Annotated in this window: 20 protein-coding genes; 6 read left to right on the forward strand and 14 right to left on the reverse strand. The window is 69.9% G+C overall.

The features are described 5' to 3' along the window. Nucleotides 1–1,069, forward strand: a 1,069-nt coding sequence (locus ACH4S8_RS36810; protein WP_398402104.1) for a tetratricopeptide repeat protein, incomplete at its 5' end; no start/stop codon positions are given. Nucleotides 1,070–1,679: 610 nt separating this feature from the next. On the opposite strand, the gene ACH4S8_RS36815 is transcribed toward ACH4S8_RS36810, so the two are convergent. The 3 genes from ACH4S8_RS36815 to ACH4S8_RS36825 form a co-directional block, all read right to left on the reverse strand. Further along, nucleotides 1,680–2,255: a hypothetical protein gene (locus ACH4S8_RS36815; protein ID WP_398402106.1), complete on the reverse strand. Its 576-nt coding sequence runs from the start codon at nucleotides 2,253–2,255 to the stop codon at nucleotides 1,680–1,682. Between the two features lie 337 nt (nucleotides 2,256–2,592). Beyond that, complete coding sequence (locus ACH4S8_RS36820) at nucleotides 2,593–2,838, reverse strand: hypothetical protein (protein WP_398402108.1); 246 nt, start codon at nucleotides 2,836–2,838, stop codon at nucleotides 2,593–2,595. A 523-nt stretch (nucleotides 2,839–3,361) separates the two neighbouring features. Next, nucleotides 3,362–3,868, reverse strand: a complete 507-nt coding sequence (locus tag ACH4S8_RS36825) for a hypothetical protein (protein ID WP_398402110.1) — start codon at nucleotides 3,866–3,868, stop codon at nucleotides 3,362–3,364. A gap of 897 nt (nucleotides 3,869–4,765) precedes the next feature. Between ACH4S8_RS36825 and ACH4S8_RS36830 the strand changes: the two genes are divergently transcribed. After that, a complete protein-coding gene (locus ACH4S8_RS36830) occupies nucleotides 4,766–5,839 on the forward strand; it encodes a lytic polysaccharide monooxygenase (protein ID WP_398402112.1) in 1,074 nt (357 codons plus the stop codon). A gap of 167 nt (nucleotides 5,840–6,006) precedes the next feature. Here the strand turns inward: ACH4S8_RS36830 and ACH4S8_RS36835 are convergent, their stop codons facing one another. Continuing rightward, nucleotides 6,007–6,867: an esterase/lipase family protein gene (locus ACH4S8_RS36835; RefSeq protein ID WP_398402114.1), complete on the reverse strand. Its 861-nt coding sequence runs from the start codon at nucleotides 6,865–6,867 to the stop codon at nucleotides 6,007–6,009. Between the two features lie 170 nt (nucleotides 6,868–7,037). Beyond that, nucleotides 7,038–7,484, reverse strand: coding sequence for a MarR family winged helix-turn-helix transcriptional regulator (locus tag ACH4S8_RS36840; RefSeq protein WP_398402116.1), 447 nt, complete (start codon nucleotides 7,482–7,484; stop codon nucleotides 7,038–7,040). Between the two features lie 123 nt (nucleotides 7,485–7,607). Between ACH4S8_RS36840 and ACH4S8_RS36845 the strand changes: the two genes are divergently transcribed. After that, on the forward strand, nucleotides 7,608–7,982 hold the full coding sequence (locus ACH4S8_RS36845; protein ID WP_398402118.1) for a cupin domain-containing protein: 375 nt from the start codon (nucleotides 7,608–7,610) through the stop codon (nucleotides 7,980–7,982). A 350-nt stretch (nucleotides 7,983–8,332) separates the two neighbouring features. Here the strand turns inward: ACH4S8_RS36845 and ACH4S8_RS36850 are convergent, their stop codons facing one another. The 4 genes from ACH4S8_RS36850 to ACH4S8_RS36865 form a co-directional block, all read right to left on the reverse strand. Continuing rightward, complete coding sequence (locus ACH4S8_RS36850) at nucleotides 8,333–9,277, reverse strand: slipin family protein (protein WP_398402235.1); 945 nt, start codon at nucleotides 9,275–9,277, stop codon at nucleotides 8,333–8,335. A gap of 224 nt (nucleotides 9,278–9,501) precedes the next feature. Then, entirely contained in the window at nucleotides 9,502–10,401 is a 900-nt protein-coding gene (locus ACH4S8_RS36855) for a S1 family peptidase (protein ID WP_398402120.1), read from the reverse strand. A gap of 263 nt (nucleotides 10,402–10,664) precedes the next feature. Beyond that, on the reverse strand, nucleotides 10,665–11,447 hold the full coding sequence (locus ACH4S8_RS36860; protein ID WP_398402122.1) for a DUF1684 domain-containing protein: 783 nt from the start codon (nucleotides 11,445–11,447) through the stop codon (nucleotides 10,665–10,667). 94 nt (nucleotides 11,448–11,541) lie between these two features. Then, on the reverse strand, nucleotides 11,542–12,858 hold the full coding sequence (locus tag ACH4S8_RS36865) for a DUF5685 family protein (RefSeq protein ID WP_398402124.1): 1,317 nt from the start codon (nucleotides 12,856–12,858) through the stop codon (nucleotides 11,542–11,544). Nucleotides 12,859–13,148: 290 nt separating this feature from the next. Between ACH4S8_RS36865 and ACH4S8_RS36870 the strand changes: the two genes are divergently transcribed. Next, nucleotides 13,149–13,586 (forward strand): cell division protein SepF, encoded by a 438-nt coding sequence (locus tag ACH4S8_RS36870; RefSeq protein ID WP_398402126.1) that lies wholly within the window; start codon nucleotides 13,149–13,151, stop codon nucleotides 13,584–13,586. 51 nt (nucleotides 13,587–13,637) lie between these two features. Here the strand turns inward: ACH4S8_RS36870 and ACH4S8_RS36875 are convergent, their stop codons facing one another. Next, a complete protein-coding gene (locus tag ACH4S8_RS36875; protein WP_398402128.1) occupies nucleotides 13,638–14,828 on the reverse strand; it encodes an acyl-CoA dehydrogenase family protein in 1,191 nt (396 codons plus the stop codon). A 180-nt stretch (nucleotides 14,829–15,008) separates the two neighbouring features. Continuing rightward, nucleotides 15,009–16,733, reverse strand: a complete 1,725-nt coding sequence (locus ACH4S8_RS36880; RefSeq protein WP_398402130.1) for an MFS transporter — start codon at nucleotides 16,731–16,733, stop codon at nucleotides 15,009–15,011. 255 nt (nucleotides 16,734–16,988) lie between these two features. Between ACH4S8_RS36880 and ACH4S8_RS36885 the strand changes: the two genes are divergently transcribed. Together ACH4S8_RS36885 and ACH4S8_RS36890 are read left to right on the forward strand one after the other, a co-directional pair. Then, on the forward strand, nucleotides 16,989–18,167 hold the full coding sequence (locus tag ACH4S8_RS36885) for a glycosyltransferase family 39 protein (protein WP_398402132.1): 1,179 nt from the start codon (nucleotides 16,989–16,991) through the stop codon (nucleotides 18,165–18,167). Between the two features lie 251 nt (nucleotides 18,168–18,418). Continuing rightward, a complete protein-coding gene (locus tag ACH4S8_RS36890) occupies nucleotides 18,419–19,453 on the forward strand; it encodes a phosphatase PAP2 family protein (protein WP_398402134.1) in 1,035 nt (344 codons plus the stop codon). A 150-nt stretch (nucleotides 19,454–19,603) separates the two neighbouring features. Here ACH4S8_RS36890 and ACH4S8_RS36895 read toward each other — a convergent pair whose 3' ends face one another. The 3 genes from ACH4S8_RS36895 to ACH4S8_RS36905 form a co-directional block, all read right to left on the reverse strand. Beyond that, nucleotides 19,604–19,819: an I78 family peptidase inhibitor gene (locus tag ACH4S8_RS36895; protein ID WP_398402136.1), complete on the reverse strand. Its 216-nt coding sequence runs from the start codon at nucleotides 19,817–19,819 to the stop codon at nucleotides 19,604–19,606. A 364-nt stretch (nucleotides 19,820–20,183) separates the two neighbouring features. After that, nucleotides 20,184–21,215, reverse strand: coding sequence for a helix-turn-helix transcriptional regulator (locus ACH4S8_RS36900; protein WP_398402138.1), 1,032 nt, complete (start codon nucleotides 21,213–21,215; stop codon nucleotides 20,184–20,186). A 118-nt stretch (nucleotides 21,216–21,333) separates the two neighbouring features. Further along, nucleotides 21,334–22,614, reverse strand: coding sequence for an ABC transporter substrate-binding protein (locus ACH4S8_RS36905; RefSeq protein WP_398402140.1), 1,281 nt, complete (start codon nucleotides 22,612–22,614; stop codon nucleotides 21,334–21,336). Nucleotides 22,615–22,616: the final 2 nt, after the last annotated feature.

Consider the following 22,616-nt stretch of genomic DNA (forward strand, 5'->3'; position numbering starts at 1 on the left):
CGGTGCCACCTACCGGGAAATGGGGCGGTACGAGGAATCTCTGACTGACCTCAACCGCACCATCGAACTCGACCCCCAAGACAGCTGGTACTTCTCCCAGCGCGGCATCATCTACCGGCAACTGAGCCGGTACGAGGAAGCCCTGACCGACCTCAACCGCGCCATTGAACTCAAACCCGACCACGAATGGGCCATCAGCCAACGCGGCGCCACCTACGGGGAAATGGGCCGGTACGAGGAAGCCCTGACCGACTTCAACCGTGCCATTGAACTCAAACCCGACTACGAATGGGCCATCAGCCAACGCGGCATCATCTACCGGCTACTGAGCCGGTACGAGGAAGCCCTGACCGACTTCAACCGCGCCATTGAACTCAAACCCGACTACGAATGGGCCATCGCCCAACGCTGCATCATCTACCGGCAACTAAGCTGGCATGAGGAAGCCTTGACTGACCTCAACCGCGCCATCGAACTCGACCCCCAAGACAGCTGGAAATTCGCCCAGCGTGGCGTCACCTACCGGGAAATGGGGCGGTATGAGGAATCTCTGACTGACCTCAACCGCGCCATCGAACTCGACCCCGAAGACAGCTGGAACATCTCCCAACGTGGCATCACCTACCAGAAAGTGAACCGGTACGAGGAAGCTCTCGCTGACCTCAACCGCGCCATCGAACTCGACCCTCAAGACGGCTGGAATTTCCACCAAATAGGGATCCTTCGCCATCTGATGGGTGACCCAATTTGGCAGCCTCCCATTGATCGCGCCATCGAACTGTTTACTCTCGATGCACTTGGTACGGGGCCTGTAGCAGTTAATGCGAAGGGTAACCTATTCATTTCCTCGTGTGTCATGTTGCGGCTGGATGCCGCAGATCGACACCTAACAGATTTTCTAAATGGTCCAATATCCAGCGAATTCGTGAAAGAGGCACTCAGGGACCTGGAAGAGCTTCGAGCCGTGATCCCGTCCCTCGAAGAATCCACCGTGATATTTCGAAATCGACTCCTGGCTGCCGCTCAAGCGATAGCCGCCAACACCACATTCCCGAGTCTTCCACGTTGAGTCAGTGCTGGGCTTCATCATGGCCCACCGGCGACTGACCGACTGGCCACGTGCTAGCGGTGCTGTGGGCCGCCGTGGAGCAGTCGGAACCGACGACGGCGACCGCCGGGGAGGCGTCGTTGCTCGATGCTCTTAGCTTCCCAAGCTAAGGGTTCCGGCCATCGTCACGGTCCGGCCGTGGCCGCTTGCTCTGGTCGACGAAAAGCCCGCGATTGCGTGGCTGGGGCCGGTGGGGGTGCAGCGAGGCATACGCGTGCGTGTTCGGCCGGCGCACCCGCCGTCGTGGCTGACTGTCGTCGGCTGAGCTTCGTGCCACTGCCATGCCACAAGCAGGGGTCAGCCACGGTCAACAGGAGTGTCTGGCAGTCGAGTTTCCGGCAACCTGACGAGGTATCGAAGCCCCAGCTCAGCGGCACGATCCGCCCGCCTCTCTCCTAATGCGGTGGTCAACGCGCCCGCGCCCTTCGCGTGCCAGGCCCGGCGGGAAGCCGCAGGGAACACCGGCAGCCGCAGCAAGTGGGTTGCCACCACCGGAACAGCGAAAACGCACGTCGCCAGGATTCCCCAACCGGGGAGGGCGGTGGGCCGAGGTGGTGCCGTTGGTCGGAGGTCAATAGGCCAGATCGAGGTAGCTCTGCACTACAAGCCCGAAAGCAACGAAGAAGAGGCCAACCGCCTGTTCCCGCAAACCGCGAATCGTTGCCCCCTTTGACTCTTCGTCGCGAGCGGTGAGGCGAGCCTGGAGGTCGTCGCCGATCTTCTGGTCTTCCCGCTCTCGCGCTTTCGTCTCTCGCCCCAGGTCGTACTGCACGTCCTGGGCCAGTCTGAAGACACGATTCAGACGTTCCTCGACCGCGGCCTTGAAGGCGTCGGCATCCTGCGCAGGGTCAGCCAAGGGCCCGAACGTGACGATGCCCCGAGCGCTTCCCGTGAAGTTGATCTCCATGGCCGTGCCGAGACCATAAACGACTGCCGGTCGTGGGCGTCCGAGGATGCGACGGCAAAGGCTTTTGAAGCCGGTCCAAAGTCGTCGGACTACTCCGAGCACGGTCGCCAGAACAGTGGCGAAGAAGCGCTCGCCCTCAGCTGCGACGTCCTTGAACGTGTTGGATAGGCCAACGGCCGCCATAAACAGACCGCCAACCTGCGCCGCGATGCTGACAAGCGTTGCCGCAGTTTTGAACACCTGGCCATCATCGATCTTGCACGATGATCAAATGTGCTGATTGCGCAAACTGCTGAAGAGGTAGAGCTGATGGGGCTGAGACTGGTCGGCCGATGGACTCCTTGCGGCCAGTTGCTTGGGTACTTTGACGATGAGACGCCAACCCCGTAGGGCGACGCACCACAGTCGCACCAGGCTGAGCGGGAGACAGTGGGGACTCACGGTGAAAGCAGTCGCGTCCGACGAGGTGGCAGCCCAACGTTTGCCCAGTTCAACGCCCGAACCAGCAGTCAGTGATCGCAGCTTCCCAAGCTGATGGTGAGCGACAGGCGAACCAGGGCGCCGGCAAGCTCTCTCACTACGCCCGCGGCCCGTGGGCATCCCTACGGTTGGCCACGACATGCCGCGCGATCGTGGACAAGCCCAGCTCACGATCCTCGTCAATCACAAGCCAACCCTTGTCCACGAGCGATTGCAGCACTGGGTGAATTTCTTCACCCAGATCCTTCGCTAGGTCGTCATCCGTGGGGGAGAGGCCATCGTGGACGAGGCTCGCCATGTGGAACACGACGGCTTCCTCTCCCGCGGTGATGTTGAAGTCCATGACGTGAAGGTATGCGAGCCCCTTGGCCGCAACACGTCGAGAGCCCTGTCCTCACGGGCCGGCCGTCACTGCTTGCTCTGGTCGACGGCACCGACAGCGTGGCTGAGGCCCGTGGGGGTGCAGCGAGGCCACGCGCGCGTGGTCGGTCCATGCACCGCCGTCGTGGCTGACTGGTTTCGGCTGAGGTTCAGGCGGGGCGGGTCGAGGTGTCGCCGGCGGTCGAGCGCGCCACGGCTGGGCCGTCCCTGGGCCGTCCGAGGCTGGTCAAGGCCGACCAATGGCGACCGACAGTGACAAGCGAGCTACAGGGGCCAACAACAGAGCCCCAGGTCACAGCCCCCCGACCGAACGCGTTTCCCCCGAGGGGTAGCCGTCAGGCAAGATGGGGTGCTTCTTTCCGCACGGCTCCCCAGGGACCGGCACCTCCTCAAGCTCCGGTGGCTAGGCTCGGGTTTGCGAGCGAAGACACCCGACTCGTAGGGAACCACCGAGTTCGCCTTGCACCTGTGGTTTTGGCTCTGGCCTAGCTCTGATCGAGCAACTCACGGCACAGCGGGCCGAACTTCTCGACGCATTGCTCGGAATCGTTGTTCGCTTGCAAAGCCCTGCCCCACGCCGCATCCCGAAGCTCGGGGGGACCGCTGTGCGCTGCATGCAAGGCGTTCTTCCAAGCTCCGATACGGAAGTAGGCATTCATGGCAGCGTCCGCTATGGGCTCCGGCCCCTCCAACGTCACCAAGGTTGCCGCCTCCTCCAGCTGTCCGCATGCAGCCTTCAACTCATCGAATCCTTGGTAGACGTCACTGGCGTCTGTGCGAGCGGCTTCATGGGCCGTGTTGGCGGCGCGGAGCGCCGCTCCGGCCCGGATAAGGAACAGGCTGTATGCGTCCCTACGCAATTGACGACGCCACTGCTCGTGCTGGTTTCGCCTCTGGTCCCGTCCCGTGACACGCGCGGCACCTATGGTCCCCAGGACGCCGATGAGTCCTCCAACGACTGCACCCGCAAGGGTGTAGATCCCTTCGCTCATATGCACCATTGAAGCTGCAGCAGCCAAGGTTTGCTGCATGACCCCCGAACACGGCCTATACGGCCGCCTTGAGCGAACCGGCAGGAGTATGCCCTGAGCTTCGGTGTGAAACTCGCCCTCGGCGCGGTGTCGCGCCGGGGAAAGATCGTGGCGTGTGTGCCTACTGCCCCTTGCTGTGAGTGTCTAACTGCGTGACAACGCTGACAGACAGCGGCGGACATCCACGCACACCTGCGGACCATCACAGCAGGTGAGAGGCACAACGACCCAAGGTCGAGCGCCCACCCAAGTTGCTTCGGGACGAAGAGGTCCGACCGCATGCCGTCCGTGCAGTAGTCGGCTGTCTGCCTCGTATCCGTCCTGAAAGCCGGGCCGTCTCTGGACCGTCGGAGGGCGGCCCACGGTGACCAACAACGACCGGGGACGGCCGCTCGAGCGCAGGTCACCGGCGCCACGGCGGGGATCGTCCGAGGGGCGCCCGGCGCCGAATAAGTTCCTGCGCAACAAGCGCCAGGAGTGGGACGAGCCCCGCTCTTAGGTGACCGCCTGCAAGCTGCGGAAAGCCCTGCCCATGCTGTAGACGCGGAGTGGGGCGGGAGCGGCTTCAAGAGCCGACGGCCCGTGGGAGCCAACCGAGGCGTCCGACGACGGACGAGCACGGACCGCCGCGGACAGTGGCAGCGCTCCGCAGCAGGTCAGCCCGGGCTCCCCGACCCTCCTTCCTCAGCCCCCCGTTAGCCCCGCCTTAAAGGCACCATAAGGATCTCTGTCAGCCGCCTCCAGCAGGCGATTTCGCGGTTTCTTGGGGCTAGTTTTCTGATCACCCCCCACGGGATCCCCGCACGGAGCGTCGTGCGGGGCTCGCCCCACGCCCCAGGACCGTTCGAGGAGTTCCCCATGTCCGCACGCCGCAAGGCTGCAGGCGTCGCCGTCCTCGGCATCGCCCCGCTCGCCCTGTCCGCGCTGGCCGCGGTGCCGGCCTCGGCGCACGGCTCGATGGGGGACCCGGTGAGCCGGGTGTCCCAGTGTTATGCGGAGGGCCCGGAGAACCCCAGGTCGGATGCCTGCAAGGCGGCCGTCGCGGCGGGCGGCACCCAGGCGCTCTACGACTGGAACGGCATCCGCATCGGTGACGCGAACGGGCGGCACCAGGAGCTGATCCCGGACGGCAAGCTGTGCAGTGCCGGGAACGCCGAGTTCAAGGGGCTCGACCTGGCGCGCTCCGACTGGCCCGCGACGAGCGTGAGCAGTGGCCCGTACACCTTCAAGTACCGGGTGACGGCGCCCCACAAGGGCACGTTCAAGGTCTACATCACGAAGTCGGGCTACGACCCGTCGCAGCCGCCGGCCTGGGGCGACCTCGACCTGACGCACCCGGTCGCGACGGCCACCGACCCGGTGGCCTCGGGCGGCTTCTACACGTTCTCGGGCACCCTCCCGAAGCGCTCCGGCAAGCAGTTGCTGTACGCGGTCTGGCAGCGCTCGGACAGCCCGGAGGCCTTCTACTCCTGCTCCGATGTCGCGTTCGGCGGCGCGGGCGGCGAGAAGGGCGCGGGCGGCAGCGCTCCCGCGCCGAGCGCCTCGGCTCCTTCCGAGAAGCAGATCGAGGACGGCAGCGACAAGTCGACCGTGGAACACCACGGCCACGGTGACGACGACGCCGGCACCTCGGCGGAGCCGGCCGCGAGCGCGGACACCGCCGGGACGGCCGAGGACAGCGAGTCGGCCGGACCGGCCGGGGAGACCCAGGCCACCGCCGGTACCGCGAAGTCCGCCGGATCCGCGGACTCCTCGGGGAACCTTCCGGAAGCCGCCGGTTCCCCGCAGGGTCTCGCCGAGACCGGCCAGGACTCCTCCACCTCGTACGTCGCGATCGGCGGTGCCGCCGCACTGGCGCTCGGTGCCGCGGCGCTGTTCGCCTCGGTGCGCCGGCGGGCGACGCCGGGCGGTGGCGGGCGGCGCGGGCGCTAGGGCCTGGGAACCGACGACTCCGGGGGCTGACCGGCGGCTCAGGCCGGACAGCCCCCGGCGGCGTGATCCGCCGTTCGCGTTCCGCAGACACGCGGAACACGGACGGACGGACGATCACGCCGGCGTGCTCGGGCGGACGACCATGGACGAGTCGTCCGCCGAGCCGGTCAGCTGAACACGGACGCGCAGGTGGTGGTGGACGCGTGCGCCGGGTCGAGCGCGTTCGCCACCTCGTGGTACGCGATCCGGTCGAAGATCCCGATGGCCACGTGCTCGGAGAGGTCGAGCCCGCAGAGGTTCTGCAGCAGGACGTTGTGGACGTCGGAGCCGCTCAGGAACTCCGACTGGTACGGCGTGACCACCTCGTCGTACTTGGTGGCGATGACCGTGTAGTGGACACCGGGGACGGTGTCGCCGCCCGCGTTGAGTTTGGTCAGGAACGCGGAGCCGGCGATCTGGTCCGCGAGTCCCGGGGTCGCCGCGGACAGCAGGTCCTTGGCCCCCGGGAAGTACGGGAGCAGGTTGGTGAGTCCGTTGAGGGTCGTGCCGTGGTTGTCGGGGGCGATGCCGACGAGGGCGTTCACCTTGGCCGCTCCACCGAGGAACTTGAGGTAGTAGCGGGGCATCATGCCGCCCTGCGAGTGACCCACCAGGTCGACCTTGGCGGCGCCGGTCGCGGCGAGCACCTTGTCGACGAACACCTGGAGCTGCCCGGCCGACTTGTCGATGGGGCCGAGGCCGTTGAAGAGCGGGACGCCGGGCAGCTGCCCGTAGTCGAGGGAGAAGACGCAGTACCCGCGGCTGGTCAGGTAGGGGGCGAGGGCCAGCCAGTTGTCGACGGAGTTCCCGAAGGTGCCGTGGACGAGCACGACGGGGCGCGGGTGCGTGGAGGAGGGCTTGCAGGAGTAGTTGTTCCAGCCACTGCTGGGGGCGGAATCAGCTTGTGCTGTGGCGGCGGGGAGGACTGCGACCGTGGCGGTCAGGAGCAGCGCGGCCAGGGGTCTGAGCACTCGCTTCCAGGGCAGCATCGAGTGATCTCCTTGCGGCTCAAGGGAGTTGTGGGGGTGTACGCCCTGTGATCCGGATCACGAGGATGCTGTTCACTCCTCAAGTTACGGTCGAGTAGCAGATGTGTGAAGTTACGCGTCAGTAAAAACTTCCAGTGCTAACCAGGGCAGTCGTGACCGGTGACGGAACGTCACCAGGTGGGTCTGATGGGACCGTAGGGCGCGATGCTCGCCAAAAGCGTGCGCAACGCGCGCATTTCACTCTCTCCCAGCACTTCGGCCCATGCCCCCACGGCATCCGCGGCCGCCTCCTCCGCCGCCCGGGTGCAGGCCCACCCGAGTTCGGTGAGCACGACGAGCCGGGCCCGCGCGTCCCCGGGGTGCGGCCGCCGCTCGACGTACCCCTTGCGGACGAGCTCCTCGACGAGCTGACTGGCGGCCTGCTTGGTGACGCCCAGATGCGCGGCGATCTCGGTGGCCGTCGCCCCGTCCGGCGCGAGCCGCGCGAAGGTGAAGCCGTGCGCGGGCCGGACCCCCTCGAACCCGCGGGCGACGACGCCCTCGTGGATGCGTTGCGTCAGCTCACCGGCGGCGGCGAGCAGGGCGGCGGACAGGGCGATGGCCTCGGAGTTCTGCACGCACGCATTGAAACACCCTTGACTATTCGGTCAAGCTGCTTGACCATCGTTGCGAAGCAAGTAGTCAAGCAGCTTGACCATATTCCGAGCGCTTGGCCGGCCCCATCGACCCTGGAGGCACCCGTGCCCGTCGTCCGTTCGTCCGAAGCCGTCACCCACGAGGTCCACGGCGCCCGTTTCGTCTCGTACGCCGCTCCCCGCAGCGGCAGCAAGGAGTTGTGCGCCTGGCGCGCGGAGATCCCCGCGGGGCATCGGGCTCCCGTGCACACCGTCAACCGCGAGGAGATCTTCCTCCTCCTCTCCGGCGAACTGCTGGTCACGCTCGACGGCCACACCGAGCGGATCACCGCGGGCGACACCGTGATCATTACCCCGGGCGCGACCCTCGGTATAGAGAATCCGACCCGGGAGAGCGCGCTCTCCTGGGTCACCACGTCCATCGGCCTCCAGGCGGAACTGGCCGACGGCTCGACCCTCACACCGCCCTGGGCGAACTAGGGGTGCCCTGAGCCCGCCCGGAAAGAACGTCCCGCGGCCGACGTGCCTCACGGCGAGGATCAGCGTGCGGCAGACCTCCTCCAGGGAACGCAGCCGGGTGCCGGGTTCCTCGGCCGCGGAGAACAGGGCGTGGCGGCGCCAGGATGGGTCCAACTCTCCTTGGAGGAAGGGGTGTTCGGCAGGTCCGGACGCCGAAAGCCGTCAGCCGACCTGGGCACTGAAAGCCGTCGGCCGGTCCGGGCGCCGAAAGCCGTCAGCCGGTCCGGGCGCTGAAAGCCGTCGGCCGGTCCGGGCGCTGAGGGCCGTCAGTCGATCCGGGCTCCGAAGGCCCCGGACTCGGATGCGTCCGGCTACTCGGATCCGGCTCCGGACCCTGGCCCGTCCGACCGCTCGGACCCGGACCCGGACACGTCCGACCGCTCGGCCCCGGGCGCCTCCCGGGGGCCGGGCGTCCGCCCGGCCCCCGTCGCGTCCTGTCCCGGCCGGGCCACCGCCGGCCGCTCCGGCTGCGACGGGGCCGGGGCCGGCGGCTGTCCCGACTGGGCCCGTTCCAGGAAGCGCAGCAGCTCCACCGGGAAGGGCAGGACGAGGGTGGAGTTCTTCTCGGCCGCGACGGCCACCACCGTCTGCAGCAGGCGCAGTTGGAGCGCGGCCGGCTGTTCCGACATCACCCCGGCGGCCTCGGCGAGCTTCTTGGAGGCCTGGAGTTCCGCGTCCGCGTTGATGACCCGGGCCCTGCGCTCGCGGTCGGCCTCGGCCTGGCGGGCCATGGACCGCTTCATCGTCTCCGGCAGCGACACGTCCTTGATCTCGACCCGGTCGATCTGCACGCCCCAGCCGATCGCCGGGCTGTCGATCATCAACTCCAGCCCCTGGTTGAGCTTTTCGCGGCTGGAGAGCAGGTCGTCCAGATCGCTCTTGCCGATGATCGACCGCAGCGAGGTCTGCGCCATCTGCGAGACCGCGAAGCGGTAGTCCTCGACCTGGATGACCGCGTCGGCCGCGTCCACCACCCGGAAGTAGACGACCGCGTCGACGCGGACGGTGACGTTGTCCCGGGTGATGCCCTCCTGCGCGGGAACCGGCATGGTGACGATCTGCATGTTGACCTTGCGCAACCGGTCCACGAAGGGAACGACCATGGTGAAGCCGGGGCGGCGCACCTCGGGGCGCAGCTTGCCGAGCCGCAGCACCACGCCCCGTTCGTACTGTTTGACGACGCGGGCGGCGGCCATCGTGTAGACCGCTCCGACGGACACGGCGGAGACTCCCGCCGCCACCAGTTCCTCGACCATCACGGCCCCCCAGGGTCCGACGTGGCGCACCGGGCGTGTACAGCGTGCGCTTCGAAGGTAGCCCCGTCACCGGTACAAGAGCGAGCCCCCGCACGCCGGTTGCGTGCGGGGGCTCGCCCGCTGATCCGCCTGCCATGGGTCCGGTCGCGCGGAATCCCGTGGGGGGTGCCGGCTCCGCGGGTCGACGAGTCGCCTAAGGGCCGGTCCGTCGCGCGACCGGACGGTCAGCCGACGCTCACGCCGTAGTAGCTGAGCGCCTCGGTGACCGGCTGGAAGAAGGTCGTGCCGCCGGAGGTGCAGTTGCCGCTGCCGCCGGAGGTCAGACCGTAGGCCACGCTGCCGCCGTACAGGGGGCCGCCGCTGTCCCCGCCCTCGGCGCAGACCGTGGTCTGGATCATGCCGTAGACGACGTCACCGCTGCCGTAGTTGACCGTGGCGTTCAGGGCGGTGACCCTGCCGCTGTGCGTACCGGTGGTCGAGCCGCGCCGGTAGACCGTCGTGCCCACGCTGGGCGTGGCCGCGCTGCTGATCGTCTGGCTGCCGACCGCGCTCGGGTGCGCGACCGAGGAGTTGGTGTAGCGGACCAGCGCGAAGTCGTTGGTCGGGAAGCTGTAGCTGACGTTCGTGCCCAGCGTCGTGGTGTGACCCGAGTTGGAGTACCAGGTGGAGGCGACCTCACCGCAGTGGCCGGCGGTCAGGAAGTAGTAGGTGCTCCCGCTGTGCACGTTGAAGCCGAGCGAACAGCGGTAGGAACCGCCGTAGATGGCGTCGCCGCCGGTGATCAGTTTCTTGAAGGTGCCCGGCGTGTGCTTGATGGTGAGCGCGGCCGCGTTGCCGCCCGCGTCCCGCTCGATCTTCGCGATCTCCGCCTTCGAGACCGTGCTGTCGACGGTGACGACCACACGGTTCGTCTTGGCGTCGACCGCCCAGGCGGTGCCCGCGACATCGGACTTGAGCACCGACTGCCGGACGCTGCTCAGCTGGGTCGCGCTGAACGTCTGGGCGTCGGACGCGTTCGCGCTGGGGACCGCGAACGCTGCGGCGGCGACGAGTCCGGTGGTCACGGCGATCAGCCGGCTCCGTCTCGCGATGCCACCGCGGGGGGTTGTGCGCTTGATCCTCACGTTTCATTCCTCCGAAGGGAAGTAAGGGGCCCCATGTCGTGGGGTCGGGGCCCGTGAGGCGCAGCCGGGAGCCGCCCCGTCCGGATTCCGAACAAGGCATGCCCCTGACAAGCGCTGAGGGGGAGTATTCGGCTGCACGACCGACAGGCGCAAGGGTGCCTTTCGGCCGTGCAGCGTTCAACTTGCCCTCATATGAGGGAGGTTGATCATCGGATCACTGGAGGCGCCTGCTTCCCCTCACGCCTTCGGGAGTCCCGGAGACCTCAGGCCAGTCGGCGCTCCCCCGCGGCGACGGCCACGCGCAGCGCATTTCCGGGCGGCGGGAGGGGGCAGACGAAATGGTCGGCGAACGCGCACGGCGGAAGCACGGTCCGGTTGAAGTCCACCGTCGTGCGCCCCTCGGCGTCGGGCGCCGCCGGGCGCAGGAACCGGAAGCGGTAACTGCCGTCCCCGCTGGTGGCGTCGGCGAAGACGGCCCACAGCGAGCCGTCGCTCTCGACCGACACCTGGAGGGTGAGGTCCTGCCCGTCCAGGGTGAAGGCGAGGACTCCGCCGAGGGGCAGCCCGCGGGTCACTCCGTCGGCGTTCTCGACGCGCACGGTACGGCTCTCGCCGTACGGGGTGAACTGTCCGGGCACCGACCAGCGCGCGTCGTACGGGGTCGCCTCGATGCCCGCGAAGGCCTTCCGCGCGGGCGCCTCGGGGTCGTAGCGGCGCACTCCCCAGATCCCCTCGCGCACCAGGACGACGAACCGCCGCTCCCCGCGCCCGACCCGGGCATCGCCGGCCGGTCCGTAGTCGGCGTCCAGCACAATGTCGCCGGTGAAGGGCTTGCCGTCGACCGTGAGACCTTCCTCGGCCACCGCCGTCAGGGCCACCCCGTCGCCCTTGACGGCCCAGTGCCCGGGGATGTCCGGAAGTCGCCCTTCCGGATAGTCCTCGATCCAGTGGGTCGCGGTGAGGGCGAGCGGGCCGTACGGCGCGGACACCGTCGCCACGCGGTGCTCCTGCCAGTGCTTCCAGTCCTCGGATGCGTCCGTCGTCATGTGATCAACCCTTCCATACGGGCTCGATCATGCCGGGGTGCGAGCGCGACGTGGTGCCCGTGTGTCCGGTGCGGAACGCTCCGGCTCCCGCGCCTCACACCCCGCAGTCGCAGCACGAGCAGCACTCACAGCATTCGCAGCACTGGCATGCCTCGCAGCAACTGCAGTCGCAGTCGCAGTCGTTCAGACATCCTTCGCGCTTCTTGCGCGACCACGGACCCTCGTACTCGTCGGCGCAGCACATCTTGCAGGTGCAGCACAGTCCGATGGCGGCGGCGCAGCCGGCCCAGAACCCGCGCCTGCCGGGGGTGGGGGGCTGGAAGGACGGCCCGCCGCCGAAGGGGTTGCCACCACCGGTGTACGGATTCCCGCCGTGCTGAGGCGGCGGCCCGAAGGAGCCCTCGGGCCCGAGCAGGACCGCGGAGCCCGGCAGTCCGAGGAGATCACCGGCCCCGGGAGAGCCGAGAGAGCCGTGCGGTCCGTCCAGTGCGCGCGGTTCGTTCAGTGTGTGCGGAGCGTGCGGTCCGTGCGCTCCGCCCGCCGTGTGCCCGCATCCCGACGTCCCGAAGGCACGGTCCACCGAGCGGCCCAGCTCATGGACGAGCAGCACGTGCGCCAGCCTGCTGTCGGTGAACTCGGCCTCCCGCAGGGCGAGCCGTATGCCGTGCACGGCGTCGTCGGCGAGCCGCCGGGCCTCGATGAGCGAGGTCCCGGTGGCGGAAAGGGGGTTCCAGGCTCCTGACGCGGCGTCGGTCTCCCTGTCCTCCACGGCGTCCAGCAGATGGGCGAGCCGTCCGAAGAGGCGCCCGGCCTCGGCCAGCGGAGCGGCGTTGCCGGGGCGGCCCGCGAGGACGGCGGTGTGCGCGAAGGCGGCGGCGGTGGCGGTCTCGGTGGGTTCCGTCACGGTGAGCAACGGCGTCCCGGGTCCGGCCAGCGCCTCGATCCCGACCTGCCGGTCCACCGCGTCGACGAGCACGGCCGTGTCGAAGCCGACCGCGGATCCCGTACGCGCCCCCGCCCTGCCCCAGCTCGCGGCCACCCGGCGCGCGGCGAGCGCGACCGGCCTGCGCGCGAGGAGGCCGTCCCCGTCGGCGACGTGGTCGCGCACCTTGGCCGAGGCGAGGACCAGCGAGACGGCGGCGGCGAGCCGCGCGCCCTCGCCCTGGGCGACGGAGGCGGTCCGCATGCCGCGCAGCGGACAGGGGCCGGCGGTGCGCCGCCATCCCGTCGCCTTCTCGGCCTGAGCCTCCGTCAGAACCGATATCAGCAGGCCGTCGTAGTTGGTGACCACCCGCGCGAACTGGCCGTGGTCCCCGCGCAGCGCGAGGCACAGCCCGCACAGATGCGCCATCCACTGCGTCTTGAGCCCTTCACCGAGACGGTGGCTGCAGGGCCTCACGATTCCGAACACGACACTCCCCCGTGACCCGTACGACATTGAGGTCGGGCATCGTATCGACCCCTCCCGTTCACCCGTACGCTCCGCCCGTCACCCGGTCGCCGAAAGAAATCATATTTCACTCTCAGTCAGCAGCCTTACCCCGTACGACCCTTGGGGGGCGCGGGCTCTCGACGGATCCGCTGTGCACCAGTACCGTCACGAAACCCCCACGCGGCGTCTATCCACTTGGCGCGACATCCGCATCATGGACGACCATGGGGATGCGGAAGCACGAAAGACCGCTGTGAGAGGAGGCGTCCATGGGATCGGTGCGCAAGGCGAGTGCCTGGCTTGGCCTCGTCGACGACAACGATGACGAGCGTTACTACGACGACGACTACGCCGAGGGTCAGGACTCCGGCGACGCGTGGGTCACCGACCCGCGCGTGAAGGTTGCTTCCGAGACGGCGGAGGAGAAGGGCCGCCGGATCGGCACGGTCACCCCGGACAGCTTCCGGGACGCACGCGGTATCGGCGAACTCTTCCGGGACGGCATCCCGGTCATCATCAACCTCACGTCCATGGAGGCCTCCGACGCCAAGCGCGTGGTGGACTTCGCGGCCGGCCTGACCTTCGGCCTGCGCGGCACCATCGAGCGGGTGGCGACCCGGGTCTTCCTGCTGACCCCGGCACACACGGAGATCATCAGCGGCGAGGCCGCGAGCCGTCAGACGGACGGCTTCTTCAACCAGAGCTGAGGCAGGGCCGCTCGCCGGCCCTGCCTTGCCGGGGCTTCACCCACGGGCCCTTCACCTGAAGGCGTCGAGCCCGGTGAGCGCCTTGCCCAGCACGAGCTGGTGCATCTCGACGGTGCCCTCGTAGGTGAGCACCGACTCCAGGTTCGTGGCGTGCCGCATCACGGGGTACTCCAGCGAGATCCCGTTGGCACCGAGGATGGTGCGCGAGGTCCGGCAGATCTCGATGGCCTCCCGTACGTTGTTGAGCTTGCCGAAGCTGATCTGCTCGGGACGCAGGCGTCCCGCGTCCATGCGGCGGCCCAGGTGGTGGGCGAGCAGGATCCCCTTGTGCAGTTCGACGGCCATGTCGGCGAGTTTGGCCTGGGTGAGCTGGAAGCCGCCGATGGGGCGCCCGAACTGCTCACGCGTGCGCGCGTAGGCGAGGGCGGACTCGAAGCTGGACCGCGCCGCGCCCATGGCGCCCCACACGATTCCGTACCGCGCGTGCGAGAGGCAGCCGAGCGGGCCCTTCAGGCCGACGACGTCGGGCAGGACGGCGTCGGCCGGCAGCCGCACGTCGTCGAGGACGAGCTCACTGGTCACGCTCGCGCGCAGGGACCACTTGTGCTTGATCTCGGGGGCGGAGAACCCGGGTACGTCGGTGGGCACGACGAATCCGCGGATGCCGTCGTCGGTCTGCGCCCAGACGACGGCGACACCGGCGACGGAGCCGTTGGTGATCCACATCTTGCGGCCGTTCAGGACCCAGTCCCCGCCGTCGCGCTTGGCGTGCGTGCGCATGGAGGCGGGGTCGGAGCCGTGGTCGGGCTCGGTCAGTCCGAAGCATCCGATGACCTCGCCGGAGGCCATCCGGGGCAGCCAGGTCTGCTTCTGCTCCTCGCTGCCGAACCGGTGGATGGCGTACATCGCGAGCGAGCCCTGCACCGAGACGAGCGAGCGGATGCCGGAGTCGGCCGCCTCGAGCTCCAGGCAGGCGAGGCCGTACTGCACGGCGCTGGCGCCCGCGCACCCGTACCCCTGGAGCGACATGCCGAGGGCGCCGATCCCGCCGAGTTCGCGTGCCAGTTCCCGGATGCCGGGCAGCTCGCCCTTCTCGTACCAGTCGGCGACGTACGGCAGGACGCGGTCCGCGGCCCAGGCCCGCACGGTGTCGCGGACGGCCAGGTCCTCCGCGTCCAGCAGGTCGTCGATCCCGAGCGGGTCGGCGGGGTCGAAGGACGGCAGCTTCGAGGACGCGGACATACGACAGCCTCCGGCAGGGTGATAACTAGCACCGCTAGTCAATGATCTCGGCCCGACGTTACGACGCGGTGTCCCGCAAGTCCAGGGCACGTCCGCCCACCGCCCGGCCCGCGGGAGTGTCCCGCCCGTCCGGGACATGTCCGCACGCCGCCCGGCCTGCGGACCGGGAGACCTGGGTCCCTATGCGGAGACGCGGGTCTCGGCGGTCCCGGCGACGTCCCTGGGAGTCGGGATGCCGACGGGGCCGGCCGCGGGAACCGGGGTCGCGGCGGGGGCCGGGAGGCCGGCCGGACCGGTCGCCGGAGCCGGGAGGCCGGCGGTGCCCGTCGCGGGGACCTGGCTCGCGGCCGTGTCCGTCGCGGGGTTCCCGCACTCCATGACCCGCGGCAGCCGCAGCGCCATCACGGCGCCCAGCAGCAACAGGCCCGCGCTCACCAGCAGCGTCACATGCAGCCCGTGCACGAAGGAGTCCCGGGCGGCGTGCCGCAGGGCGCCACCGGACGCGCCACCGAGCCGGTCGGCGACCTGGTACGCCTCGCCCAGCGAGTGCCCCGCCGCCGCCGAATCGGCCGCCGGGACCCCGGGGACGGACGCCAGTCCGGGCGCGTACGCCGCGTTCATCACGCTCCCCAGCAGCGCGATCCCTATCCCCGCACCCAGCTGGTACGAGGTCTCTCCGATCGCCGCCGCACCGCCCGACTGCGCCTGCGGCGCCTCGCTCAGCATGGACTCGTACGCCCCGAAGAGCGTGGTCTCCAGGCCGAAGCCGAGCAGCACGAAGCCGAAGAGCAGCAGCCCGGCGTTGTCGTTCGGGCCCATCGCGGTGAGCGTCACCACGGCGGCCGCGGTGAGACAGAACCCGAAGGAGACCATCGCGCGCGGCCCGAACCTGCGCAGCAGCCTCGCCCCCGCGAGACCGGCGGCCATCGCCGCGACGGTGAGCGGCAGCAGCCGCAGGCCGGTCTGGAGCGGCGACAGACCGAGCACGAGCTGCAGGTACTGCGCGGCGATCAGTTCGAGGCCCACCAGGGCGAGCATCGCGAGAACGATGCATCCCACGGACGTGCTGAACGCCGGACGCGCGAACATGCGCAGGTCGACCAGGGGGTGCGCGCGCCGCCGCTGCCGCCGTACGAAGGCGGCCATCAGCACGGCGCCGATGAGCAGGGAGCCGAGAGTGAGGGGGCTGAAGGGCGCCTCGCCGCCGCCCAGGCGCTTGACCCCGAGGACGAGTCCGAACAGGCCGACGGCGGCCATGAGCGCCCCCACCACGTCCCAGGGACCGTCGCGGTCGCCGCGGGACTCGGGCAGCAGCAGCCGTCCGACCGGCAGGCTGACGATCATCAGCGGGATGTTGACGAGGAAGACCGATCCCCACCAGAAGTGTTCGAGGAGGAAGCCGCCGAGCAGCGGTCCGACCGCCGCGCCGACGGCGGCGACGGCGCTCCAGATGCCGATCGCGAGCGCTCGCTCGCGCCGGTCGGGGAAGACCTCGCGCAGGATCGACAGCGTGGCGGGCATGATCATCGCGCCGCCGACGCCGAGCAGGGCCCGGGCGCCTATCAGGAGCTGCGCGTTCCCGGAGAAGGCCGCGATGCCGGAGGCGACGCCGAAGAGGGTGTAACCGAGGAGGAGGACCCGCCGGCGGCCGATCCGGTCGCCGAGCGTGCCGAAGAGGATGAGCAGCGAGGCGCAGACGAGCGGGTAGACGTCGACGATCCAGAGCAGTTCCATCGCGCCGGGCTTGAGGTCCTCGGTGACCGCGGGCACCGCGACATGGAGCACGGTGGCGTCGAGGGCGACCAGCAGCAGGCTGACGCACAGAACGACGAGGACGACCCAGCGGTTGGCACCGGCTCCGGCCTCCCGACGGCATCGCGCTGCGGCCGTGGTCGTCCCGGACATGTACGTACCTCCAGAGATCCCTCGCGTTCTGCGGATCCGCAGGGTGGGGACTCCCTGGGGCTGCGGCCCTGGGAGGGGAATCCCGGGCCCACGCAGCAAAGGCGAGTGAGCCGCCAGCGTACGCGAGTTCCCGCCGGGTACACGTGGCGGACCTCTCACGTTCGCCGACCAGGCATGTGGCGTACGCCACGCCGTACGCATACCGACACGCCGTACGCGACCGGCCGGTTCCGCCCTCTGCCGATAATCGAGCCCGTGACCGATCCGGAGAGTCCCGCCGCGGCGCCCTGCGCGGGTGCCCTGCGCCGAGCCGCGCCCGCCCTGCTGGGGTACGCGGCGGTGCGCGCCCTGGGCCTCGTCGTCCTCGCTCTGTGGAGCGCGGCGAACGGCGGGAGCGCCCACCGGCTGCTGTCGGAGCGCTGGGACTCGCTCTGGTACACCAGGGTCGCCGGGCTCGGGTACGGCTACGAGGTCCGTCTCCCGAACGGTGACGTGCACGCGAACCTCGCGTTCTTCCCGCTGCTGCCCTGGCTGGAGCGGATCGTCCACGCCCTGACGCCGCTGTCGTACGCGGACGCCGGTCTGCTGGTCGCCGCCGTCGCCTCGCTCGCCGCCGCGTGGGGGATCTTCGCGGTCGCCGACCATGTCCACGGCCGCCGGGCCGGGGTGTGCGCGGCGCTGGTGTGGGCGGTGCTTCCGGTCGGCGTCGTGCAGTCGATGGCGTACAGCGAGTCGCTGTTCACGGCGCTCGCCGCGTGGTCGCTGTACGCGGTACTGACCGGCCGCTGGGTGACCGGGGGCCTGCTCGCGGTGTTCGCCGGGCTCACGCGGCCGGTGGGGATCGCCGTGGCCGCGGCCCTGTGGGTGGCGGCGATTACGTCGTTCGTGGGAGAACGCCGTAACGGCGGGAGCACGCCCCGGACGGACGGCGCACGTCCGTGGCGGCGCGCCCTCGCCATGATCATCGCGCCGCTCGGCGCCGCCGGTTACGTGCTGTGGGTGGGACACCGGACGGGCCGGGGCCCGCTCGGCTATCTCGATGTCCAGGCGGGCTGGCGCAACGGCTTCGACGGCGGCTACGCCTTCGGGCGGTTCGTGGCCGAGAAGTTCACCTCGTTCCCGTCCGCCCCGGCCGGTGCCGCTCTGGCCGCCGGGGTCGCGCTGATCCTGTGGCTCTACGTGACATGCGTACGCCAGGGACAGCCGCCGGCCCTCCTGGTCTACACGGGGATCGTCGTCGCGCTCGCCCTGGGCGCGTCGAGCTACTTCGGCTCGAAGCCACGCCTGCTGATGCCCGCCTTCCCCCTCCTGTTCCCGCTCGCCGTGGCTCTGGCCCGGCTGCGTCCCGCCAGGTCAGCGCTGGTCCTCGGGGGCGTCGCGGTGGCCTCGGCGGTGTACGGGGCCTTCTGGCTGAACGGCTCCGGGCCTCCCTGACGGGCCCGCTGGCACCCCGCGCGGGACAGGTGAGCGGGCAAAGAATTCCACACCATCGTTCGGTGAACGAATATAAAAGTGCCATAAACTCGAGGCCTGTCCGTGGTCAATGGAATTGAAGGCTCCGCAGTCCCGGGATTAGCGATTCATTGGAAATGAACATGATCCTGAGAGGAATCCCACATCACATCGTCATCACAAACCGAGTGAATCGGCCTGGAACGCAGCTCACTCGCTGTAACGTCGATTGAGTGCGTACCGAACGAAACCTCACCCGTCTGGACCGGGTCTTCGCCCGGCTGGACCGTGAGCCGGAACGACCGGCCCACATCGATGTGCCGAAGATGAGTCGGCACAGGGTTGTCCTCTTCGCGGCGACCCTGGCCTTCTACCTGGCGATCGTGTGGGCCGTGGCGATCACGTCGTGGCTGGTCCGGTTCGACTGGCAGGTCATGTTCTTCCGGCCCTACCAGCAGTGGCCGGAGATCCACGCGTTCCTCGACTACTACGTGGTGCTGGGCCAGCGCGGCCCCACCGCGGTGATGGTCGCCGCGTGGCTGGGCTGGCGCTCCTGGCGGCAGCACACGCTGCGCCCGCTGCTCACCCTGGGCGCGTCCCTGCTGCTGCTCAACATCACCGTCGGGGCCGCGAAGCTCGGCATGGGCCGTCTCGGCCCGCACTACGCCATCACCATCGGCTCGAACGAGATGGGCCTGGGCGGCGATATATTTCCTTCGGGCCACACCGCCAACGCCGTCGTGACCTGGGGAATCCTGGCCTATCTGGCGTCGACCCCGAGAGCCAGACGCTGGCTCTCGGCGCTGTCCGCCGTGACCTCGCTCGGCGTCGGGCTCACCACCGTGTACCTGGGTACGCACTGGCTGAGCGATGTCCTGCTGGGCTGGGCCGCGGGCCTGCTGATCCTGCTGGCGCTGCCCTGGTGCGAGCCGCTGATCGCCCGCTCCGAGGCCGGGATCTTCGCGCTGCGCGACCTGTGGCGCGACCGTCGCGGCCGCACCGCGCCCGTACCCGCTCCCGCCCCCGTGCCGGTTCTCGCCCCGGCCATGTCCGCGCGGGCCGCCGCGGTGGAGGGCGAACTGCCGGCCCGCGAGACCGTCGCGTCCCGTCCGCCCAGACCCCCCGTCCATCTGGCCCCGGGCCCGCACACCGCCCGCTCGGAGCGCACCCCGGTGACACCGGTGGGCAGCCGCCGCCCGCCGCACCCGGACCGTCCGGCGCGTGCGGCGGCCGGTGCCGCGTCGGCCCGCCCGCTGGCGGGCGGCTGAGAACCGCGGGGCCGGTACGCACACCCTCGCCCCGCACAGCGAAGGCCCCCGGCTCGACGAGCCGGGGGCCTTCGCGCATCGCCGGGCCGCGCTCGCCCGTGGTGCGGCGGGCCGGGCCCGAACGGGCCGCCGTCCGCCGCGGCCGGGCGTTCAGCCCTTCCAGCAGCGCGTCACCGTACCGTCCGTGACCTCGAAGTTCAGCCGCCCCACCAGGTACTCCATGGTGATGATCGCGCCCGGCGGCAACGAGCGGACCGTCGGCCAGCCGTGCTCGTACGCCTGCTCCTGCGCACGGCTCACCTCCAGGCCGACATAGCTCTCCGGACTTTCCTGCGGCTCTGCGGGCGAGGGGGGAATGGGTGCCATGACCGCCACGTTAGGCGGCACGCCCCGGCGGTGGAAGCCCGATCGGCGACGAAGCGTCACCTGTCCCCCGCCGGTCACGCTTCTGTCACAGGATCACGACACGTGTTTCGCCGAACTCCATCACCCGTATGAGGGGTTGCTTCCGCGTTCCGCACGCCTTCGAACGTAATTCGGAGCAGTCGTGCGAGTACCTGGAATAGACCCTCGAAATGTGCGCCGCGGTGCTTCGGCACACGCTCGGCGGCCTTTTCCATTCCGGTCCGCCCCGATTCCGCCACGCGCCGCGGAAGCTGACGCCGCATAGGAAATACACGCTTCGGCCACAGAACCCCCGCACGGCCGGCGCCGGTGCCCGGGACTTCCGCTACTTCACGCGGGCCGCGGCCGGCGACCCCTCGGGCCCCGGTTCCGCGGGCCCCGGATCCTCGGCCCCCGGCCTCTGCAGCGCCCTGGACAACCGGTCCCGGGCCGTCCTCATCGCGTCGCCGAGTTCGGCGGGCTCGAGGACCTCGAACTCAAAGCCCGTCATCATCACGTGGATGACCATGACGTCGAGGCTCGGCGCGCCGGTACGCAGGACACAGCTGTCGCCGCCCTCGGCCTCCAGGGTCCCGGCGGAGGGCGAGATCCGCGCGGCGGCCTCCTCCAGCGGCACCAGCAGCCGGACGACGGCGTGCGTGGCGTACGCGCCGGTGGAGACACCCCTGGAGACGTATTCGGCCAGGTTCTCGGCCGGTGGCGTCCGGGGTGTGAAGCGCGGTCCGTGCGGCGGCCGGGGCGCGATGCGGTCGGCGCGGAACGTGCGCCAGTCGTCGCGCTCGACGTCCCAGGCGACCAGGTACCAGCGGTGCTCGGTGCACACCAGCCGGTACGGCTCGACGGTCCGGCGCGTGGCGGACCCCCCGTGATCGCGGTACTCGAAGCGCAGCCGCTCGCTGTCACGGCAGGCGTTGGCCAGTTCGGTGAGGACGGCCGGGTCCACGGCGGAGGGCTGCGGACCGCGCAGCATCGGCACCGTGAAGGCGTTCAGCGCGCCGACCCTGCGCCGCAGCCGACTCGGCAGGACCTGTTCCAGCTTGGCGAGCGCGCGCACCGAGGACTCGCCGATGCCCTCGACACCCTGCCCGGCCGCCGTCCGCAGCCCGACGGCCACCGCTACGGCCTCGTCGTCGTCCAGGAGCAGCGGCGGCAGCTCGGCCCCCGCGCCGAGCTGGTAGCCGCCGCCCGTGCCCGGGGTGGCGTTGACGGGATAGCCCAGCTCGCGCAGCCGCTCCACGTCACGGCGGACGGTGCGCGCGGTGACGCCGAGGCGCCCCGCGAGGTCCGCGCCGGACCATTCGCGATGGGCCTGCAGCAGTGAGAGCAGGCGCAGCAGTCGTGCGGATGTCTCCAACATGCCGCCGAGTCTTCCAGCGCTTGCGGACAGCGGCTGTCCGCAAGCGCCGACGGACGGCCGCTGTCCGCGAGGAAACGTTCCTCAGGAGCATCTCGCGGGCACCTCAGGGGCACGGGGCTCACGGACGGTAGGCGATCTGCGGTACGTCGAAGCAGTTCGTGTTCATGTCGCCCTGGGTGACCCAGCCCCTGCCGTCGCGCCAGCGGGCGACCGAGAGGCAGGTCCGGCGCGTCTTCGGCGGCTCGGGCAGCCGCTCGAAGGCGACCGGGATCAGCAGCCCGCCCGCGGTGTAGGGCTTGCCCCGGTTCATGAACGCGTCGACGCAGCCCCGGGTGACGCCCGACGGGGCGCAGGACTTCGCCGCGTCCGTGAACCACCGCGCCGCCGCCCATCCCTCCAGCTGCCACTGGGAGTGGGTCGACAGCCCCTTGGTCGCGTCGCGGAACTCCCGTACGGCCCGGTCGCCGACGTCCTCGTAGTTGCGGCTCGAACCCGTGGCCCACAGCGCGTTGCGGCAGCGGGGCGCGCCCTTGTAGTCCTCGGGCACGGTGGACGTCCAGTTCTGGACGTTGGTCACCTTGGCCAGGACATGGGCGCCGACGTCGTCCATGGCCTTGCAGAGCTGGGCGTTGCCATGGGTGTCGAGGGCGTCGAAGACGAGGTCGGCGCCCTGGGCCTTCAGGTCGGCCGCGGCGGCGCGGAAGTCGGGCAGCGCGAAGTCGACCTGTTCGGCGACGACCCGGTAGCCCTCGGTCCTGAGCCCCTGGGTGACGAGCCGGGCGTAGGCGGCGGAGGCAGACTGGTTGTAGGAGACGACGGCGGCGGTGCGGGCGCCGTGGACGCGCTCGAAGTAGCGGTAGACCTCGGTGCCGCCGTAGAGCTCGCCGTTCCAGCCGGGCGTGCCCTCGCGCGGCGCGAGGCTGCCGTAGATCCCGTACAGGTGCGGATAGGTGTCGTACGCGGCGCCGATGGGCTGGCCGCCGATGTCGGGCACGCCCGCGTGGGACACCTGGGGGGCGCCCGCGTAGTCGAGCGCGGTCGTGGCGACGAGGGCGACGACCTTGTCCTCGTCGATCAGCCGGTGCACGCAGGTGCTGTTGCCGACGCCGCTCCCGCCGTCGTCGCACAGCCGCACCTCGACCCGCCGTCCGTCGATGCCTCCGTGGGCGTCGAGCCGGTCGAAGAAGGCCTTCGCCCCGTCCCGCGGTCCGGTGAAGGCGGAGGCTCCGACGGGGCTGGTGGCGCTGGTGATGACGCCGACGCGGATCGGCGCGGCGGATTCCCGGGGCGTGGGCGTGCCACGGTTCTCGAAGGCGCTCTCCGGCAGCCGGCTGCCGCAGGCCGTACCGAGCAGGAGCAGCAGGCCCGCGACGGCGGCGCCGGTCGCTGTGCGCCGCACCG

It is taken from the genome of Streptomyces sp. NPDC021080, assembly GCF_044333225.1.
Lineage (GTDB): Bacteria > Actinomycetota > Actinomycetes > Streptomycetales > Streptomycetaceae > Streptomyces.

What these genes read in the sequence shown, in the direction of transcription:
- ACH4S8_RS36820 (WP_398402108.1), bottom strand. Translation starts at nt 2,838, where the DNA reads ATGGACTTCAACATCACCGCGGGAGAGGAAGCCGTCGTGTTCCACATG.
- ACH4S8_RS36825 (WP_398402110.1), bottom strand. Translation starts at nt 3,868, where the DNA reads ATGAGCGAAGGGATCTACACCCTTGCGGGTGCAGTCGTTGGAGGACTC.
- ACH4S8_RS36830 (WP_398402112.1), top strand. Translation starts at nt 4,766, where the DNA reads ATGTCCGCACGCCGCAAGGCTGCAGGCGTCGCCGTCCTCGGCATCGCC.
- ACH4S8_RS36835 (WP_398402114.1), bottom strand. Translation starts at nt 6,867, where the DNA reads ATGCTGCCCTGGAAGCGAGTGCTCAGACCCCTGGCCGCGCTGCTCCTG.
- ACH4S8_RS36850 (WP_398402235.1), bottom strand. Translation starts at nt 9,277, where the DNA reads ATGGTCGAGGAACTGGTGGCGGCGGGAGTCTCCGCCGTGTCCGTCGGA.
- ACH4S8_RS36860 (WP_398402122.1), bottom strand. Translation starts at nt 11,447, where the DNA reads ATGACGACGGACGCATCCGAGGACTGGAAGCACTGGCAGGAGCACCGC.
- ACH4S8_RS36870 (WP_398402126.1), top strand. Translation starts at nt 13,149, where the DNA reads ATGGGATCGGTGCGCAAGGCGAGTGCCTGGCTTGGCCTCGTCGACGAC.
- ACH4S8_RS36875 (WP_398402128.1), bottom strand. Translation starts at nt 14,828, where the DNA reads ATGTCCGCGTCCTCGAAGCTGCCGTCCTTCGACCCCGCCGACCCGCTC.
- ACH4S8_RS36880 (WP_398402130.1), bottom strand. Translation starts at nt 16,733, where the DNA reads ATGTCCGGGACGACCACGGCCGCAGCGCGATGCCGTCGGGAGGCCGGA.
- ACH4S8_RS36895 (WP_398402136.1), bottom strand. Translation starts at nt 19,819, where the DNA reads ATGGCACCCATTCCCCCCTCGCCCGCAGAGCCGCAGGAAAGTCCGGAG.
- ACH4S8_RS36900 (WP_398402138.1), bottom strand. Translation starts at nt 21,215, where the DNA reads ATGTTGGAGACATCCGCACGACTGCTGCGCCTGCTCTCACTGCTGCAG.